Source organism: Parabacteroides caecihominis, from assembly GCF_023656785.1.
Classification (GTDB): domain Bacteria; phylum Bacteroidota; class Bacteroidia; order Bacteroidales; family Tannerellaceae; genus Parabacteroides; species Parabacteroides segnis.
This window is the reverse complement of the sequence record NZ_JAMOKS010000002.1, coordinates 242,612-260,049: the sequence shown is the minus strand read 5'-3', so window position 1 is coordinate 260,049 and position 17,438 is coordinate 242,612. Positions and strand designations below refer to the sequence as shown.

Annotated in this window: 14 protein-coding genes; 6 read left to right on the top strand and 8 right to left on the bottom strand. The window is 45.2% G+C overall.

The window, feature by feature from the left end; all coding sequences use genetic code 11:
• Positions 1-11 precede the first annotated feature (11 nt).
• The 4 genes from NBH14_RS02145 to NBH14_RS02130 all read left to right on the top strand — a co-directional run bounded on the left by NBH14_RS02145 (position 12) and on the right by NBH14_RS02130 (position 3,815).
• Positions 12-689, top strand: a complete 678-nt coding sequence (locus tag NBH14_RS02145; RefSeq protein ID WP_186958041.1) for an ABC transporter ATP-binding protein — start codon at positions 12-14, stop codon at positions 687-689.
• A gap of 58 nt (positions 690-747) precedes the next feature.
• On the top strand, positions 748-3,171 hold the full coding sequence (locus tag NBH14_RS02140; protein WP_128132728.1) for an ABC transporter permease: 2,424 nt from the start codon (positions 748-750) through the stop codon (positions 3,169-3,171).
• A 78-nt stretch (positions 3,172-3,249) separates the two neighbouring features.
• Positions 3,250-3,516: a hypothetical protein gene (locus NBH14_RS02135; RefSeq protein WP_128132729.1), complete on the top strand. Its 267-nt coding sequence runs from the start codon at positions 3,250-3,252 to the stop codon at positions 3,514-3,516.
• Positions 3,501-3,815 (top strand): type II toxin-antitoxin system RelE/ParE family toxin, encoded by a 315-nt coding sequence (locus tag NBH14_RS02130; protein ID WP_128132730.1) that lies wholly within the window; start codon positions 3,501-3,503, stop codon positions 3,813-3,815. Before NBH14_RS02135 ends, NBH14_RS02130 begins: the two co-directional genes overlap by 16 nt.
• A 47-nt stretch (positions 3,816-3,862) precedes the next feature.
• On the opposite strand, the gene NBH14_RS02125 is transcribed toward NBH14_RS02130, so the two are convergent.
• The 5 genes from NBH14_RS02125 to NBH14_RS02105 all read right to left on the bottom strand — a co-directional run bounded on the left by NBH14_RS02125 (position 3,863) and on the right by NBH14_RS02105 (position 9,888).
• Complete coding sequence (locus tag NBH14_RS02125; protein ID WP_186958043.1) at positions 3,863-5,293, bottom strand: DUF4933 domain-containing protein; 1,431 nt, start codon at positions 5,291-5,293, stop codon at positions 3,863-3,865.
• A gap of 159 nt (positions 5,294-5,452) precedes the next feature.
• Positions 5,453-5,860, bottom strand: coding sequence for a PaaI family thioesterase (locus tag NBH14_RS02120; RefSeq protein WP_128132733.1), 408 nt, complete (start codon positions 5,858-5,860; stop codon positions 5,453-5,455).
• 83 nt (positions 5,861-5,943) lie between these two features.
• The gene (gene cysS / locus NBH14_RS02115; protein WP_128132734.1) at positions 5,944-7,419 is read right to left on the bottom strand and encodes a cysteine--tRNA ligase; all 1,476 of its coding nucleotides are present in this window, start codon (positions 7,417-7,419) and stop codon (positions 5,944-5,946) included.
• A gap of 86 nt (positions 7,420-7,505) precedes the next feature.
• A complete protein-coding gene (locus tag NBH14_RS02110; RefSeq protein WP_128132735.1) occupies positions 7,506-7,916 on the bottom strand; it encodes a Fur family transcriptional regulator in 411 nt (136 codons plus the stop codon).
• A gap of 1 nt (position 7,917) precedes the next feature.
• Complete coding sequence (locus tag NBH14_RS02105; protein WP_128132791.1) at positions 7,918-9,888, bottom strand: heavy metal translocating P-type ATPase; 1,971 nt, start codon at positions 9,886-9,888, stop codon at positions 7,918-7,920.
• A gap of 156 nt (positions 9,889-10,044) precedes the next feature.
• Between NBH14_RS02105 and NBH14_RS02100 the strand changes: the two genes are divergently transcribed.
• Positions 10,045-11,826: a right-handed parallel beta-helix repeat-containing protein gene (locus NBH14_RS02100; RefSeq protein ID WP_250817112.1), complete on the top strand. Its 1,782-nt coding sequence runs from the start codon at positions 10,045-10,047 to the stop codon at positions 11,824-11,826.
• Positions 11,827-11,864: 38 nt separating this feature from the next.
• On the opposite strand, the gene NBH14_RS02095 is transcribed toward NBH14_RS02100, so the two are convergent.
• Both NBH14_RS02095 and NBH14_RS02090 read right to left on the bottom strand, forming a co-directional pair.
• Positions 11,865-14,051 (bottom strand): PAS domain-containing sensor histidine kinase, encoded by a 2,187-nt coding sequence (locus NBH14_RS02095; RefSeq protein ID WP_186958046.1) that lies wholly within the window; start codon positions 14,049-14,051, stop codon positions 11,865-11,867.
• A 126-nt stretch (positions 14,052-14,177) separates the two neighbouring features.
• Entirely contained in the window at positions 14,178-15,014 is an 837-nt protein-coding gene (locus NBH14_RS02090) for a copper resistance protein NlpE N-terminal domain-containing protein (protein WP_186958047.1), read from the bottom strand.
• Between the two features lie 112 nt (positions 15,015-15,126).
• On the opposite strand from NBH14_RS02090, the gene NBH14_RS02085 reads away from it, so the two are divergent.
• Complete coding sequence (locus tag NBH14_RS02085; RefSeq protein WP_186958048.1) at positions 15,127-15,888, top strand: phosphatase PAP2 family protein; 762 nt, start codon at positions 15,127-15,129, stop codon at positions 15,886-15,888.
• Positions 15,889-15,891: 3 nt separating this feature from the next.
• Here the strand turns inward: NBH14_RS02085 and NBH14_RS02080 are convergent, their stop codons facing one another.
• Positions 15,892-17,412 carry a GH3 auxin-responsive promoter family protein gene (locus tag NBH14_RS02080; RefSeq protein ID WP_128132736.1) on the bottom strand — a complete coding sequence of 507 codons (1,521 nt, stop codon included), beginning with the start codon at positions 17,410-17,412 and terminating at the stop codon, positions 15,892-15,894.
• Positions 17,413-17,438: the final 26 nt, after the last annotated feature.

Below are 17,438 nucleotides of genomic sequence, written 5' to 3'. Positions count from 1 at the left end.
AATAGGAACATATGATTAAAACAGAGAACCTGTCTATGCTCTTCACCACAGAAGACGTACAGACCAAAGCATTGAATGAAGTAAGCCTGGAGATAAAGAAAGGCGAGTTTGTGGCTATCATGGGCCCTTCGGGTTGCGGCAAGTCCACCTTGCTGAATATCCTGGGAACGCTTGATTCGTCGACTTCGGGCAAATACTTCTTCGACGGAAAGGAGATTGATAAGATGAGCGAGAGCCAGCTGACTTCTTTCCGTAAGGGGAATATCGGCTTTGTATTCCAGAACTTCAACCTGATTGACGAACTGACGGTCTATGAAAACGTAGAACTGCCCCTTGTCTATCTGAACGGCAAGAAGTCCGAACGTAAAAAGAAGGTGATGGAGGTGCTTGAACGTATGAATATCGCCCATCGTGCCGGCCATTTCCCGCAGCAGTTATCCGGCGGCCAGCAGCAACGTGTGGCTATTGCCCGTGCAGTGGTAACGGACTGCCCCCTGATTCTGGCGGATGAGCCGACGGGTAATCTGGATTCGACAAACGGCCTCGAAGTAATGGAATTGCTCAGCGAACTGAATCGGCAGGGGACGACGGTCGTTATCGTCACCCATTCCCAGCGGGATGCGAAGTATGCCCACCGGGTTATTCATTTGCTGGACGGGCGGATTGTATCGGAGGACCGGATACGGTAATATACGACACCCGTATAAAATAAGGTTCTATTACCCTGAACACTCAAACAATATAAACATGATTCTATCAAACTATTGGAACAGTGCCCTGCGCAGCCTGACGAAAAAGAAAGGCTTCAGTGCAATCAATATAATCGGCCTGGCAATCGGTATGGCGGCCGCCCTGCTGATTCTGACCTACGTGGCTTTCGAGTACAGCTACGACAATATGCACAGCCGTGCCGACCGCATCTTCCGCGTGGAAGCACGTTTCTACGAAAACGGCGAACTGACGGATAACTGGGCAAGCAGTTCGGCCGGCTACGCCACCGCTATGAAGCGTAACCTGGCAGGCGTGGAGGATTATACCCGCGTCGGCAGCCAGTACTATCCGGAGCAGGTCGTGAAATACAACGAACTGCTCTACCGTGAGACTGGCATCGGGTATGCCGAGAAGAATTATTTCAACTTCTTCGATTATGAATTACTGAAAGGCGATAAGAATACCTGCCTCGACGGGCCGAACAAGGTGGTGATAACCGAGCGCATCGCCAATAAATATTTCAAAGGGGCCGACCCGATTGGGAAGATACTGATTTTCCGCAGCAATATCGGCGAAGAGGCGTGCGAAGTAACCGGTATCATGAAAGATATGCCTGTCAACTCGCACGTGCGTTACAGCATGATGATCTCCTACGAAACTCTTCCGAAATGGATGGACGAATACTGGTACCGCCATGAAGTGTACTCATACGTCCTCCTGAAGTCGCCCGCCCTGAAGAAACAGGTGGAAGAGGCCTTCCCCGCAATGGCGGAGAAATACAAGACGGATGAGGCACTGAAAAATAAGACCTGGGCAATCGAATTGACCAACCTGCGCGATATCCATCTGAATCCGCAGAAGGCGTATGAACCGGAGACGAAGGGTAACAGTTCTTCCATGCTGGTACTGATATGTACGGCGTTGGCTATTCTGTGTATTGCCTGGATTAACTATATCAATATGACGGTTGCCCGCTCGATGGAACGGGCTAAAGAAATCGGCATACGCCGGGCTTCTGGGGCGAGCCGCCGGCAAATCGTGGCACAGTTCCTGTTCGAATCGCTGATAACGAACGGGGTTGCCTTTATCCTGGCTATCGGGTTGATGGAGGCGTTGATGCCTGCTTTTAACAACCTGACCGGGCGTGACCTGGGATTCTCCGTGTGGGTGACGACCTCGTTGGGGTGGATGCTGTTGTTGATTTTCGCTCTGGGCGTGTTCCTGTCCGGTTTCTATCCGGCGACGATTTTGTCCGGCATTAAGCCAATCCGGATGCTGAAAGGGAAATTCACGCATACGAAGAATGCGGCAACGACCCGTAAGGTGCTGGTCGTTTTGCAATATACGGCGTCGATGGCTTTGCTCTGCGGAACGCTGATCGTGTATGCACAGTTGCAGTTTATGCGTCAGGCATCGCTGGGTGTCCGTGTGGACCAGACGTTGGTGTTGAAATTTCCGGCGCATTGCGAGGACCTGTCCACGAAGCTGACGGCGATGAAAAGGGAGTTGAAGGCGTTGCCTTCCGTAAAGAATGTGACGGTTTCCGGTGCTGTTCCGGGTACGGAGGTGACGGATTTCTTGTCTATCGTCCGCCTGAGCGACGCCACAAAGCAAACCCGCCTGTTGGAAATGCTCAATTGCGATTACTATTATCTGGATGCCTATGACTTGAAGTTTGTTGCTGGCCGTGGTTTCGGCGAAGACTTTGGGGGAGATGTATATAATATCGTCCTGAATGAGGCGGCCGTCCGTACATTGGGCTTTGCCTCGGCTGATGCCGCGATTGGCGAACGCCTTTCCGTGGAGACGGTGGACCAGCCGATGAAGATTATCGGTGTGGTGAAAGATTATCATCAACAGTCTTTGAATAAAGGCTATACGCCTATCCTGTTTGCCCTTCACGACAAACTGAGCTGGATGAAGCAGCGTTATATCTCCGTGGTGATGGAGAATGCCAATCCCCGTGAGTTGGTGAAGCAGGCGGAGACGGTCTGGAACCGTTATTTCCCGGATTCCAGCTACGATTACTTCTTCCTCGACCAGTTCTTCGACCAGCAATACCGGCAGGATGAGGTGTTCGGGTTGATTGTAGCTCTCTTTGCGATACTGGCGATTTTCATCTCCTGCATGGGACTTTGGGTGCTGGTGATGTTCTCCTGTTCGACCCGTGTTCGTGAAATGGGTATACGTAAAGTCTTAGGTGCCTCCAAAATACAGTTGTTCTATGAACTGGGACGTGAGTTCTTTATCCTGATCGGCATTGCGATAGTGATAGCTCTTCCTCTCTCCTGGTGGGTCATGGACGGCTGGCTGAGCAATTATTCGTTCCGCACCGACTGGAAAGCCTGGTTCTTCCTGGTTCCGGTGATTTTGTTGTGTGTGATTTCCCTGTTGACCATAGGCTGGCAGACTGCTAAAACAATCCTTAGCAAACCTGCCCGGTCGTTGCGGTACGAGTGAAATAAAATGTACGCTATTTGCTAATCTGACGGCAATAGCGTACATTTGTTGTCGATCATTTAAAGAAAGGGTATGAATATGACACACTTGGAATTACAGGCACGTAAGTTGAACCTGATACAGGATATAATCAATACGATCGACAATGAAGAATTGATGAGCCGCCTGGAAGCCGCCTACAAAAAGGTCAAGAAACTGGCTTCGACAGAAGACCAAAGACCTTGTGCCTATACGCTTGAAGAAGTAAATAAGCGTTTGGACCAGGCAGAAAAGGCTGTAAGGGAAGGTCGTGTTTTTACAACTGAACAGGTTCGTGAACGATTGAAGTTATGGCAACAGAAGTAGTCTGGACTGAACCGGCTCTTGATGAGTTGAACGAAATTTATACTTATTATAGTGAGCAAAAAAGCGAATCTGTGGCTGTTAATGTGTTTAATGCGATAGTGGATGCAGCAGATCGTTTAGCATTGTTCCCTCAAATGGGAGAAGTGGTAGATTTATTGTCTGGGCGCATGAAATGTTACAGATCATTAATAGAAGGTAATTATAAAATAATCTATTATGAGGAGAATAACATTGTTAATATAGCTCTTATTTGGGACTGTCGTCAAAATCCCTTGCGTTTATTGGATAAACTGAAATAAAAAAGGCTTGTACTTTTATTTGCAGAGTACAAGCCTTTTTCTGATTTTTATTCAAGTATCATCACTATCATTTCATTATCAGCCAATGAATCGGCCAGCTGGCGGACGCGTTCCTGTTGTTCCGCCGGTAATTTGGAGAAGTTTTTCATCTTTTGCAGGGCTTCCAGTTTCCTCTTGGTATAGCTGGTAAACAGTTTATTATCCTGCCAACTGATTTCGCCTAAGATAACAGGGATACCGTTCGGCATTTCTGCCGGCAAAAGAAATTCTTCCGGGTAATTGTTTTCATCCTGAATAAGCGATAGCTGTTTATTATCTTTATTATATAATGCATACGAATAGAAGACGCTTTTCTCATTGCGTGTATTCGGACAATCGTAGTTTTTCGAATACGTGAAGAGTATGAAATGATCCGTATCGACCCAGCTTTTGGCTACGTATTTCTGAGACTTATCCCCGTATAGTCCGTTGTCGATATTTAATTTCTTATCTCCGAATTGCAAGATATATTCCGGGTATAAACGGTTGGGTGAGGAGACGCTGAAGATTGTATCGTTGAATGCTTGTCTGAAATAGGCTTTGTCTTTGTTCCGGTAACTCCAGGAGCTTTCGGGAAAAGCATACGGACCACTTAACTTGACGGTCGGGAGATTATAATTACCGAATACGCATAACGTGTCGTATGAGTTCTTGTTGAATGTCGTAAACATGACCGGTGACATGAAATCGCCGGAGATATTAAATAAGGTTGAATCGTCCAGGCTGGTCAGGAAGGCTGTCTGCTTGGGGTCAATGAAGCGGATTTCTTCGATCAGGCGGCCGTCTTCAATTGACTTCCAGACCATTTTATTGTATTTGTTGACGGTGTCCCTTTCCATATAACGGTATTGGTTTCCGGGTTCCAGTGTAATTCCGTTGATTGTGCTTTTCCTATTGTTGGCATGAAATTCCAGTTTCTGGGTGGTAGGATCGTATTTCAGTTCGTCAATGCGGGAGATAAGCAGCGTATCTGTGAGCTGTCCGTTTAAATCGAAACAGAAAGTACCGAAAAGGTCACTTGTCAGAATCCGGTTTTCCAGAAGTTGTACGTTTGTATTTACTCCTCCGGCACTGCTCATACCGCGGTCGTAAGAGACGATGATACTGGCATCATACAGGAAACTTCCTTGGTCGGGGGAAAGTGGATTTTTTAGAGTGACGCAGGTTGCCTTGTTGAAATGCTCTTTCAGTGAGAAAGGCCGGACAGGCAGCTTGGTTGTGAAGTCCAGTACGACAGGAGGATTGGCGGGATCGGCTGTACGTATTTCTGTGTTTTGTATGCCCGGATTCAACTGGCTCGTTTCGATGATGACGGGCTTTGCCGGAGTTGTCTCGGCTGTTTCTTCCGTTTGTGTGTTTCCCTGTTTTCCGCCGCAGGCACATAAGGCGATTCCGATACATAAAATAGCAGTACTTGTTCCGACTTTCATGTGTTTCATAATTCGTGTATTTATTGTTTCAGGAAGAGCAAATGTAGGGAAAACAAAAACGTATAACAAAATAAGGAGTTGACATATTCATCTCTTCTTATTCTGTTATACGTTTATTATTCAGACAGATAATGTATTTTATATCTGTTTGTCGATTGACATTTCATTTTATTCTATCGGTGTAAACGGAAGTTCCGTGTCTTTCCTGTATCCGGAGCCGCTGAACGTAGCAATCAGTTCTCCGGCTTCATTCGTGATATTCACTTCGCAGTTGGCAAGCCGTTTATGGCTGAATACTTCCCGTGCTTCGGCATAAAGGAATCCTTTGCTTTCGGCCTTGAAGAAGTTGATATTGGAAGTGATGGACAATGTCAGCCGGGCATGGCTGTTGGTAGCTGCCGCAAACGCCAGGTCGGCCAGCGTAAAGATGGCACCTCCCTGGCAGACACCGCCACCGTTCAGGTGCATAGGTTTTATCTCCATACGGGCTTTGGCATAACCATTGCCCGTTTCCAATAATTCTACCCCGGCAAATAAGGCAAATTTGTCGCCTTGAAGAAATTCGTTTATTGTCATTACGATAATATGCTAATTTGAAAATATGCCAATGTACCAATGAAAGATACTCCGATTGGCATATTGGCACATTGACTGATTGATTATTTACTTAGCTTCCATTCTGCTCCGTCTTTGGTATCCTTAATCTCGAATCCCATGGTAGTCAGTTCGTTACGTATCTTGTCGGAAGTAGCCCAATCCTTATTGGCTTTTGCCTGTTGGCGGATAGTCAGCAAGAGGTCTACAGCTTTACCGAATGTCTCATAATTGTCGCCTCCGGCAGATGCTTCGTCTTTCATTCCCAGGATGTCGAATACGAAAGTGTGGAATACTTCTTTCAACTCTTTCAGGTCTTCAGCCGAGATAGTCGCTTTGCCATCCTTTACGGAATTGATGGCGCGGGCGGCATCGAACAGATGAGAGATGACAATCGGAGAGTTCAGGTCATCATTTAAAGCGTCATAACATTTCTTGCGAAGGTCTTTCACATCTACTGTCGAGGCATCCGAAGCTGTTAGCTTTTGCAGATGGTTGTAAGCATCCATCAGACGGCTCAATCCTTTTTCTGCGGCTTGCAGGGCTTCGTTGCTGAAATCTACCGTACTGCGGTAATGTGCCTGGAGGATGAAGAAGCGGATTGTCATGGCCGAATAAGCCTGGCTCAACACTTTGTGGTCGCCGGTGAAGAACTCATCCAGCGTGATAAAGTTACCGAGCGATTTACCCATCTTCTGTCCGTTGATGGTAATCATATTGTTATGCATCCAGTAGTGAACCATATCATCTCCTTGTGAAGCGACAGCCTGTGCAATCTCGCATTCATGGTGCGGGAAGATCAGGTCCATGCCACCCCCATGAATATCGAAATGCTGTCCCAGGTATTTCTTACCCATCGCCGTACATTCGCAATGCCATCCGGGGAAACCGTCGCTCCACGGAGAAGGCCAGCGCATGATATGTTCCGGCTGTGCACATTTCCAGAGGGCGAAGTCGATGGGGTTATGCTTCTCGTCCTGGCCGTCCAGCGCACGGGTCGTGTTCAGCATATCTTCGATATTACGGCCCGAAAGGATACCGTAATTATGGTCTTTGTTGTATTTCTCTACGTCAAAATAAACGGAGCCTTCGCTTTCGTAAGCATATCCGTTGTCAAGAATCTTCTTTACCAGTTCGATTTGCTCGATGATATGGCCCGAAGCATGCGGTTCGATGCTGGGAGGAAGCACGTTGAGGGCCTCCATCGCCTTGTGGTAACGGTTCAGGTAGAACTGCACCACTTCCATCGGCTCCAACTGTTCCAGACGGGCTTTCTTGGCAATTTTGTCTTCACCTTCATCGGCATCATGTTCCAGATGACCTACGTCGGTAATGTTGCGTACATAACGTACTTTGTATCCTATATGTGTAAGATAACGGAACAACAGGTCGAATGTGATAGCCGGGCGGGCGTGTCCCAGATGCGCATCGCCATAGACCGTCGGACCACAGACATACATGCCTACGTGGGGTTCATGCAACGGGATAAATTGTTCCTTCTTTCTTGTGAGCGTGTTGTAAATACTTAATGGATGTTCCATATCTGTTCATACTTTAAAAGTTGCTTTGTCTTTACCTGTATCATCGTAATACTGAGGAAGACAGAATGCAAAGATAATGCCTTTGTCTATTTTGAGCAATCTTCGCAGCAACCTTTTAATACATAGTTGATACTTTCCAGCGTAAAATTACGGGGTAATTCGACCATCGGTACCGGAATATTCCGCAGGCAGAATGTCCTGTGGCATTTCAAACAATAAAAATGCGCATGAAGTTCACTGACGGAACAATTGCAATCGTTACCGCAAACCGAATATTTCAAAGAACCCGAACCGTCGTCGATACAATGGATAAGGTGATGGTCCAGGAAAAGGTTGATAGTCCTTGATACGGTCGATTTGTCTACCGTGTCCAACTCATTCTCCAGATCGAGCAGGCTGAAAGCCCTTTCAAACTGCATCATCGCTTTCAGGATAAGCAGGCGGATGGCTGTCGGTCTGATTTCTCTTTGTTTCAATATATCTAAATAAGCATCCATATCAATCTGTTTTAGTCGTCTTTAATATTCGTACGGCATTGAGGATTGCCAGCAAAGCAACACCGACATCGGCAAAAACCGCTTCCCACATGGTAGCAATCCCTCCGGCTCCCAGCATCAGAACAATCAGTTTGACACCGAAGGCCAATGTTATGTTTTGCCACACGATAGTACGTGTAAACTTTCCGATGCGAATTGCCGTTGCCACTTTGCTGGGTTGGTCGGTCTGTATTACGACGTCGGCCGTTTCGATGGCGGCATCACTACCGAGGCCTCCCATGGCAATGCCTATATCGCTTAATGCAAGGACTGGCGCATCGTTTATCCCGTCGCCGACGAAAGCGATTTTGTTTGCTTTGTCCTGCTTCAATACTTCCAGGTGGGCGACCTTTCCTTCCGGCAGCAGGTCACCGTAGGCCCGGGGAATCCCCAATTGTGTAGCTAATTTAGAAACAATAATTTGTTTATCGCCTGATAATATTTCCAGGTTATTAATATTTAAGTCTTTTAATTGTTTGATAGCTTCCGCAGCATCTTCTTTGGGCGTATCGGCAAGCTGGATATAACCAGCGTATTGCCGGTCGATTGCACAGACAACCACGGTATCCGGATTCTGTTTCATACTAATGAAACAGTTGTTTCTATATGGTGAAACACTTGTTTCATTAGGAGGAAACAAAATTCCTTCCGAGTCTAACAGACGGGGGTTACCTACTAATACTTCTTTCCCGTCGACTATTGCTTTTAATCCGTAACCAGCCAGTTCGGTCGTATCGATGGTTGTGTCGATTGTTACCTGCTGCTCTTGGGCGTATGCCAGGATCGCTTTGGCAATAGGGTGGTTGCTCCGGCTTTCGACAGAAGCAATGATACGGAGCAGTTCTTTTTCAGGAACGTTATTTTCAGTAGACAGGCTTCGTACTTCAAAGACTCCTTTGGTGAGCGTACCTGTTTTATCGAATACTACGGTGTTTATTTTGGTGATGGCATCCAGGTAATTCCCTCCTTTAAAAAGGATGCCTTGCCGCGAAGCCGCCCCGATCCCTCCGAAATATCCCAGTGGAATGCTGATAACCAATGCACAGGGACAAGAGATAACAAGAAATACCAGCGCACGGTATAACCAGTCGTTAAAGATGAACAGGAAGTCCGGCTGTACCAGTGAATAAAGATAAGGTATAAGGACAATCAGAAAAGCCAGTCCGGTTACGATTGGTGTATAAATGCGGGCAAATTTACGGATAAACAGTTCGGCCGGCGCTTTCCGTTCGGATGCATTCTGCACCAGTTCGAGAATACGTGCCAAGGCACTTTGGTTATATGGTTTGGTTACTTCCAGCCGGATTACCTTATCGGTCACAATCATTCCGGCCAAGACATTTTCATTCGGACTAATCGTTCGTGGAACGCTTTCTCCCGTAAGTGCTGCGGTGTTGAAGGAAGCGGTCCCGCTGAGTAATTTACCATCGAGAGGAACTCTTTCTCCGGCTTTCACCTCTATGATTTCTCCCGGAATTACATCGGCCGGAGCTAACGGAACACGTTCGTTATCACGAATAACAACTGCTGTTTCGGGCCGGACGTCGAGCAGTGCACTGATATTTTTACGGGCCTTCGACAATGCATTTTCCTGAAACAGTTCGCCGACGGAATAGAATAACATAACAGCCACGCCTTCCGGATATTCCCCGATATAGAATGCGCCGAGTGTAGCGATACACATAAGCGTGAATTCACTGAATATTTCTTTTTCGCGAATACTTTCAACCGCCTCTTTCATCACTGGAAGCCCGACCGGCAGATAAGCGAGTGCATACCATATAAATCTGACGATTGGGTCGAAGAATCCGGCCTCCGCTACCTGCATCGCAATTCCTCCCAGTAGCATCCCGAAAGAAATTGCCGGAAGAAGATAAGGCGAAACTTTTCTTTTACGTTCCGTATGGCAATGATTACAACTGCAATGTCCCATATCTGTCATGTTTTATTTGTTTTTCCTGATACAAAGGTAGGGGTTATGAGGTGCAACAAAGTTGCAAAGAATCCGTATATTTGTCGGGTTAATGTTTAGAAAATGAATAATATGAAAAACTCTCGTACTCTTATTGGTATTTTATGCTGTCTGGCCATGCTCTGTTCCTGTTCCCAGACAAAGAATCAGTATGACTTGTCGAACTTTGGTCTGACTCCCGACAAGAAAGATAATGCTTCCCCTTTGATGGCGAAGGCTTTGGAACAGATAGCCGCCTCCCATACAGGCGATGATACGATAACAATCGTACTCCCTAAAGGCCGCTATGATTTCTATCCCGAAGGTGCAGCGCAAAAGGAATATTTTATCTCTAACCACGACCAGGATAATCCGAAGCTGGTGGGACTGCCTTTTGAGAACATGAAGAATGTCATTTTCGATGCACAAGGTTCGGAATTGATTTTTCATGGCCGTATGTTACCTGTTTCACTGATTAATTCGGAAAACTGCACCTTGAAGAATTTTAGTATCGACTTTGATAATCCGCATATCAGCCAGGTGAAGATATTGGAGAACGATACGGTTGCCGGTGCCATTACTTATGAGGTGGCTCCCTGGGTGGAATATGAAATCCGTGACAGTGTATTTTATGCCAAAGGTGAAGGTTGGGAGCATGCTCCGGCTTGGGGTATCGCCTTTGAAGGAGATACCAAACGCCTTGTTTATACAACCAGCGATATTGCTGTCGGTTCTAAAGGCGTATCGGAAGTTTCTCCCCGCGTGCTTAAATCAACCAAATGGAATAATAAGAAACTGATTCCGGGGACAGTTGTTGCCATGCGCGGCTGGGGACGTCCGACACCGGGTATCTTTGTTTCTTATGATACGAATACAACACTTGAAAACATCCAGGTTCATTATGCGGAAGGTATGGGATTACTGGCGCAGATGAGTGAGAATATCACACTGGATAAATTCTCCGTATGTCTTCGTGGTGATAACGATCCCCGTTACTTCACGACGCAGGCAGATGCTACTCATTTCTCCGGTTGTAAAGGAAAAATCGTTTCTGTAGGCGGCTTGTACGAAGGTATGATGGACGATGCCATCAATGTACACGGAACTTATCTGAAAATCCAGAAACGTGTAGATGATAAAACGCTGGTAGGTGAATACATGCATCCGCAAAGCTATGGTTTTGAATGGGGATTTCCTGGTAATGCCGTACAGTTTATCGACTCGAAAACAATGGAGATAATCGGCGACCCGAATAAGGTTACAGCCATCAAAGCGTTGGATAAGCCAAGTGCTCACGGAGCTAAAGTGTTTGAGATTGTTTTTGAGAAACCGATTGATCCGGCTATCAGTGAGAAAGGAACATTCGGTGTCGAGAATTTGGAGTGGACTCCTGAAGTTTATTTTGCAGACAACGTAATCCGTAATAACCGTGCCCGTGGTTCCCTGTTCAGCACACCGAAGAAAACGATTGTTGAAAAGAATGTATTCGACCATACATCCGGTACGGCCATTCTGCTCTGTGGTGACTGTAATGGTTGGTTTGAGACCGGTGCCTGCCATGATGTGGAGATTCGTAACAATAAATTCATCAATTCATTGACGAATATGTTCCAGTTCACAAATGCCGTTATTTCAATCTATCCGGAAATACCCGACCTGAAAGACCAGAAAAAATATTTCCATAGTAATATCGTCATTGAAAATAACGAGTTTGAAACATTCGATGCCCCGATCCTGTATGCTAAATCGGTAGATGGCCTGATTTTCCGCAACAACACAATCAAACAGAATAATCAATATCCGGCTTTCCACTGGAACAAGCACCGTTTTTTCTTCCAGCGTGTGATTCATTCAGAGATCAAGGATAATCAGTTTGACGGCGGCTTCGACGAGAAGCGCGATGTGAAGGTAGAGAATTAATCTGCCTTTTGAATAGCATTGTCAGACCTTTTCAAAATCTATTTTTTGAGAAGGTCTGATGATTTTATATCACATGCTATTGTAAACCGGAAAGTACTCCCTTTCCCAAATTCCGATTCAACGGACATCTCGCCACCCAGCTTGTTGACAATCATTTGGCAGATAGATAAGCCGAGTCCGGTTCCGGGAACGAACTTGTCGAATTTGGTGAATCGTTCAAATACATGGTTTAAATTCTCCTTATCTATCCCTTTTCCTGTATCGGAAACATAGAAAGATAATCCGTTTGGAATGACTTCATAGCCGATTGTAATAGAGCCTTCCGAGGTGAATTTGGCTGCATTGTTCAGTAAGTTGGTGATTACCTGTATCAGCCTGTTCTTTTCGGAATGGATAATGTACTTTTTATAAGGCAGGTTACAGATAAGTTTTACCTGCGATGGTAAGTGCGAATCATAGACCTGCTTCAAATCAGCAATGACTTCTGTAATATCAAAATCACTGTAGTTGAAGGTCATTTTTCCCGCATCGATTTTGGATATGTCGAGTATGTCGTTGATAATCTGTAGTAGCAAATCGTTGTTTTCTTCGATAATCCGGATAAATTCATCTTTATCCTCATGATCATCTGTCTGGGCGAGAAGCTGGGAGAAGCCGACAATGGCATTCAGCGGTGTCCGTATTTCATGGCTCATATTAGCAAGGAAAGCCATTTTCATCCGGTTGCCTTCTTCTACTTTTTCAATATGTGTGATATCGATCAGAAGGCCTGTTACGCTTTTAAGATTTCCGTCGGGAGTATATTCCAACGGAACGGAGAAAGTATTCATCCAACGATAATCCGTATCTCCGTCCAGCATGACGCGTAAATGCAGGTTACTGTATCCTTTGCATTCACGGGCACGTCTTTCTTGTTCCTTTTGCAAAATAAGACGATCATCCGGGTGAACAGTGAAGCTGAACGATCCGCGGATGAAATTACCGGGATCGACCGGATCGGGATATATTCGCGTATATTCTTGTGTCTTGATATCCAAATCCCATTGGATAATATTGGCAGCCTGAATAGCCAGGTCGCTGCGTTGTATGTAATTGCGGAATCTTTGTTCGCGTTCTATCTCTTCTGTAATCTCTTCGCGTGTCCCGATTAGTTTGAGGACATTTCCGTTTTTATCATATTTAGAAACTTTGGCAATTAGTCTGACCCATCGGTATGAACAGTCAAGACCTTTTATGCAGAATTGAATATTCAAAAGTTCGGAACGTTTATTCAGAATATCGTCGAATGCCTTTAAATAGGTTTCCTGATGTTCGGGGGCAATTGCTTTATAAATATCCTTTATTGTCGTATCCTGATTGAAAAATACGGATTCTCCGGCAGAAGAAAATATGCCGGTCTGATTGTCATATTCCCAGATAATCATATTTGTGATTTGTAGGAGTAAATCACGTTGCTGACGATTCTCTATCAGTTCCTGCACCTTATTTTTCTGGTCTGTGATATCTTTTTGGGTACCGATTAGACGGTCTATCTTCCCGTCCTCTCCACGTATGCCCATTGAATAAATCTCATACCAGCGTATTTCTCCTTCCGGTGTTAACAGGCGGAATTGTTCGATGCTTTGTTCGTGTTTCTCTTCAACAATGTCGGTGACCAGTTTGACATGACGTTCTCTGTCCTCGGGAACCAGTTGTTTGGTGACATCCCATAGTTTCATTCCCGGCTGTGGCACGGTATTTTCATCAGATAAATCGAAAGAGTCGCTTTCGGGAAGATAAGACCACACCGACAAGTTTCCGGCTTTTAAAGCCATTGCCAGTTTGTTCTTTTCATTGATAGTCTCTAACTGGGCTTCTACCCGTTTGGTCATATTTCGGAATATGCCGAAAGTATAATCTTGGAAAGGAATTATATATCCTTCGGCATAACCAATATGGCTTTCATTCTCTACTTCGTAATGAATTATATTCGATTTACGGGTTTTCATCGTATCCAGAAATGCATTCAGGAGTTCATTTCCGGAATTACCTCTTAAATTCTTATAGCTAAACAGCTCCCGGATAGTTTGCCCTTTTTGCTGTTGAGGCGTAAGGAACAAAGATATTTCGGGCTGATAATTAAGTAGGTCTTCAATAAAACCTTCTTTATTAACTATTAAAACGGTATCAGGAAGGAGTTCCAGGAACTGCTTCATGCCTGTCAGTGAACTTTCATCATTCGCCATAGCCTATAAATTTCGGAGGTTGACTAGTCGACAAAGTTACTGAATATATTTCTCTCTGATTAAAAAAACAGAATAGAATATATTAAAACCCGATGAAATTCACAACTTTTAGTGAGCGCAGGAGGATTACTGCTTTATTCGTTTTAAACTATAGTTCAGTCCGGATTCTGCTTTTTTGAAATCATCTCCAATCAAAGTGATTGTAGAATCATTCTCGCAAAGGAAATTCGTTGTTTCATCGCCATTATCGGAAATCAACTGCCAGACGGTGGCATTCTCATCTCCGGGTATTCCACGCAATGTCATTCGTTTGCCGGTAGTGACGAAAGTAACATCTTTACCGTCTTCGGCTTCCAGGTAAGTCTGTGAAAGAGAGAACGTACCATCACCGCTATGTTCACGGCTACGGATTGTCAGGTCGTAACGGATGCCCGGGCAATCGGCGCAAGGCAACTCACCTTCATAAGTGAGCGTTTGCATTTTACCCAGGGAGTCATCGCTTTCCGCCTTGTCTTGCCGGTATATTTCTTTTTGGCGCTGGCTAATTGTCCATATACCATCTTCGAGACGTATATTCTTAGTGTCATCGTCTTCTATATTCCAGGCATAACCTCCGGCGGGAAGCGAGCGGCGGTCGAGTATTTCATTCGGTGTACCGTTTGAGAAAAATAACTCAGCCTTTAATGAGTCCGGGCTGAAAACGATATAAGCGGATGATTTACCATCGGTGGCTTCCAGTCGTATTCCCGATTCAAAAAGGCGGATACAATTTTGTTGCACTTCCGACCAGGTATAACCGGCAGAAGCAATACAGCCATGTTCGTCTTTATCATTTCCAACCATTTCGGCAGATTCGTTTTCAGCCTGGGATTCTTGTTTCGCTTTCTGTTGTCCACAGGAAAAAAGAAGGCCTGTGCAAAGGATAAGGGCAGATAGGATAGGCCCGTTGTTTGTTCTTTTCATCAGAATGAATGTTTTTAATTTGTTTATAAACGGATATCATTATACTATATAGAAACAAAGATAAGTTATTTTTTGTTCCTTTGTGGCTTGAATAAAATAAAGCCTGCAAGGAATGAGAACAGCTCTTTTTACTGTAATTTTTCTGATAATAGCATGTCTGTCGCCTCTCTGTGCACAAAATGAGACTGTGTTGCCTGACAGTTTAAAACAGAAGATGCCTGTTATCGAGTATAAATTCAATGCGAAACATCTGATACTTCCGGCTTCGCTGATTACAGTCGGGGCAGTCGGTACAGCTATTGACGGTATGAATGATTTTCATCTTTTCTCGCGGAAAAGCGATGTTAAGAAAATTCATCTCGATGATTATATGGAGTGGGGGATGCTGGGCTGGGTATTTGTCTGCGACCTGATGGGGAAGGAGAAGCATAACTGGGTGGACCAGCTTTTCCTTGTCACTCTGGCGGAAGGGATGAATGCCGTTATGACACGTACCCTGAAATATACGGTTAAAAAAATACGTCCGGACGGAGGCCCGTATTCTTTTCCTTCCGGACATACGGCGAATGCTTTTTTAGGGGCACATATGGCCTATAAAGAGTTTAAGGACAGCAGCCCTATATTGGCTTATTCAGGATATGCCCTGGCCCTTTTTGTTGCGGGTTCCAGATTATATAATAACCGGCATTGGGTAGCCGATGTCGTCGCCGGAGCCGGATTCGGTATTTTGTCCGTCGAACTGGCTTATCTCACCTATTTCCCTATTCGTAACGCTATTGCCCGTAAGATAAACCGTAAAGCGGCTCAAAATATGGTTATTGCTCCGACCTTTAATGAACAGGGAGGAGGAGTTTATTTCTCTTATTCGTTTTGATAATCAGGATAACTGCTTATTGATAGCCAGTAATTGTTCGATATGTGTCCGGTCGTTGCTGAGACGTGGAATTTTGTGCTGGCCACCTAATTTACCTTTTTCTTTGAGCCATTCGTAGAAAGCTCCTTCATGGGCGATTGTGATTTCCAGCGGTTGAAGAGATATTTCCTTGTAACGTTTGGCCTCATAGTCCGAGTTTAATTCCTGTAATGTTTTATCCAGTAATGAAGCGAACTCTTCCATGGAAGGAGGCATCTTTTCAAATTCGATAAACCATTGATGACGGCCTTTCGCCTTGTCGAGCATAAAAAGAGGGGCTGCTGTATATTCTTTGACGATAGCTCCGGTCTGCCGGCTGACCTTACTGATTGCTTTGTCGGCATTATCGACCATCAATTCCTCTCCGAAAGCATTGATATAATGCTTGGTTCTTCCCGAAATAACGAATTTATGCGGGAAAAGAGAGGTAAAACGTACCGTATCTCCAATCTGGTAACGCCATAGTCCGCCGGAGGTCGTGATGACCATCGCGTAGTTTTTTCCTGTCTCCACTGCTTCCAACGGCAGAATGGTTGGATTGGGCATACCGACTTCCGACATAGGGATAAACTCGTAGAATACACCGTAATCTTGCATCAACAGCAAACTCTGATCCGCCGGATCATCCTGTATGCCGAAAAATCCTTCCGAAGCATTGTACGTTTCCATATAATGCATCTTGTCCGAAGGAATGAGGGCTTTATATTGTTCCCGATAAGGTTCGAAGCTGATACCTCCGTGGAAGAATACTTCCAAATTGGGCCAGACTTCGGTCAGATAGTCCCGTCCGGTCTTTTTCAGAACAGACTTGATTAATACCAGCATCCATGAAGGAACACCGGAAAGACTGTTTACGTCCTTATTCCATGTACTGTCTACGATCGCTTTTATTTTGCTTTCCCATTCATCCATCAGAATAATCCGTTTAGCCGGAACACGCATCAGGTTGACCAGCGGATTAAGGTTCTGTAGCAGAACTGCGGACAGATCGCCGCAATGGGATTTTTGATTTAAAGGAGAAGGACTGTGGCTACCGCCCAGAATCAATCCTTTTTTGGAGAAAAAATGACTTTCCGGATTATTTCTCAGATAGAGGGCAACCGTGTCGAAACCACCTTTGTAGTGACAGCCCTGCAATATTTCCGGAGTGACGGGAAGGAATTTACTTTTGTCGTTCGTGGTGCCGCTGCTTTTGGCGTACCACTTTACTACCGAAGGCCAGAGTATGTTCCTTTCTCCGTTAATCATCCGTGTAACGTAAGGCTTTATGTCGTCATATATCTGCAACGGGACACGCTGGCAGAAATCTTCATATCTTTTGATACTTTTATAATCATATTTCAACCCCCATTCCGTGTTGCGGGCTGCCGATAATAACGACCGTAGCTGCTTGCGTTGCAGCCGGTCGGTCTCCTGCCCATATTTTTCTATCTCCTTTTGACGGGGGCGGAAGAGTAGTGATATTGTATTTGTTAAAATATCCATGCTCTTTTTATTTGTATAGGTTGCAA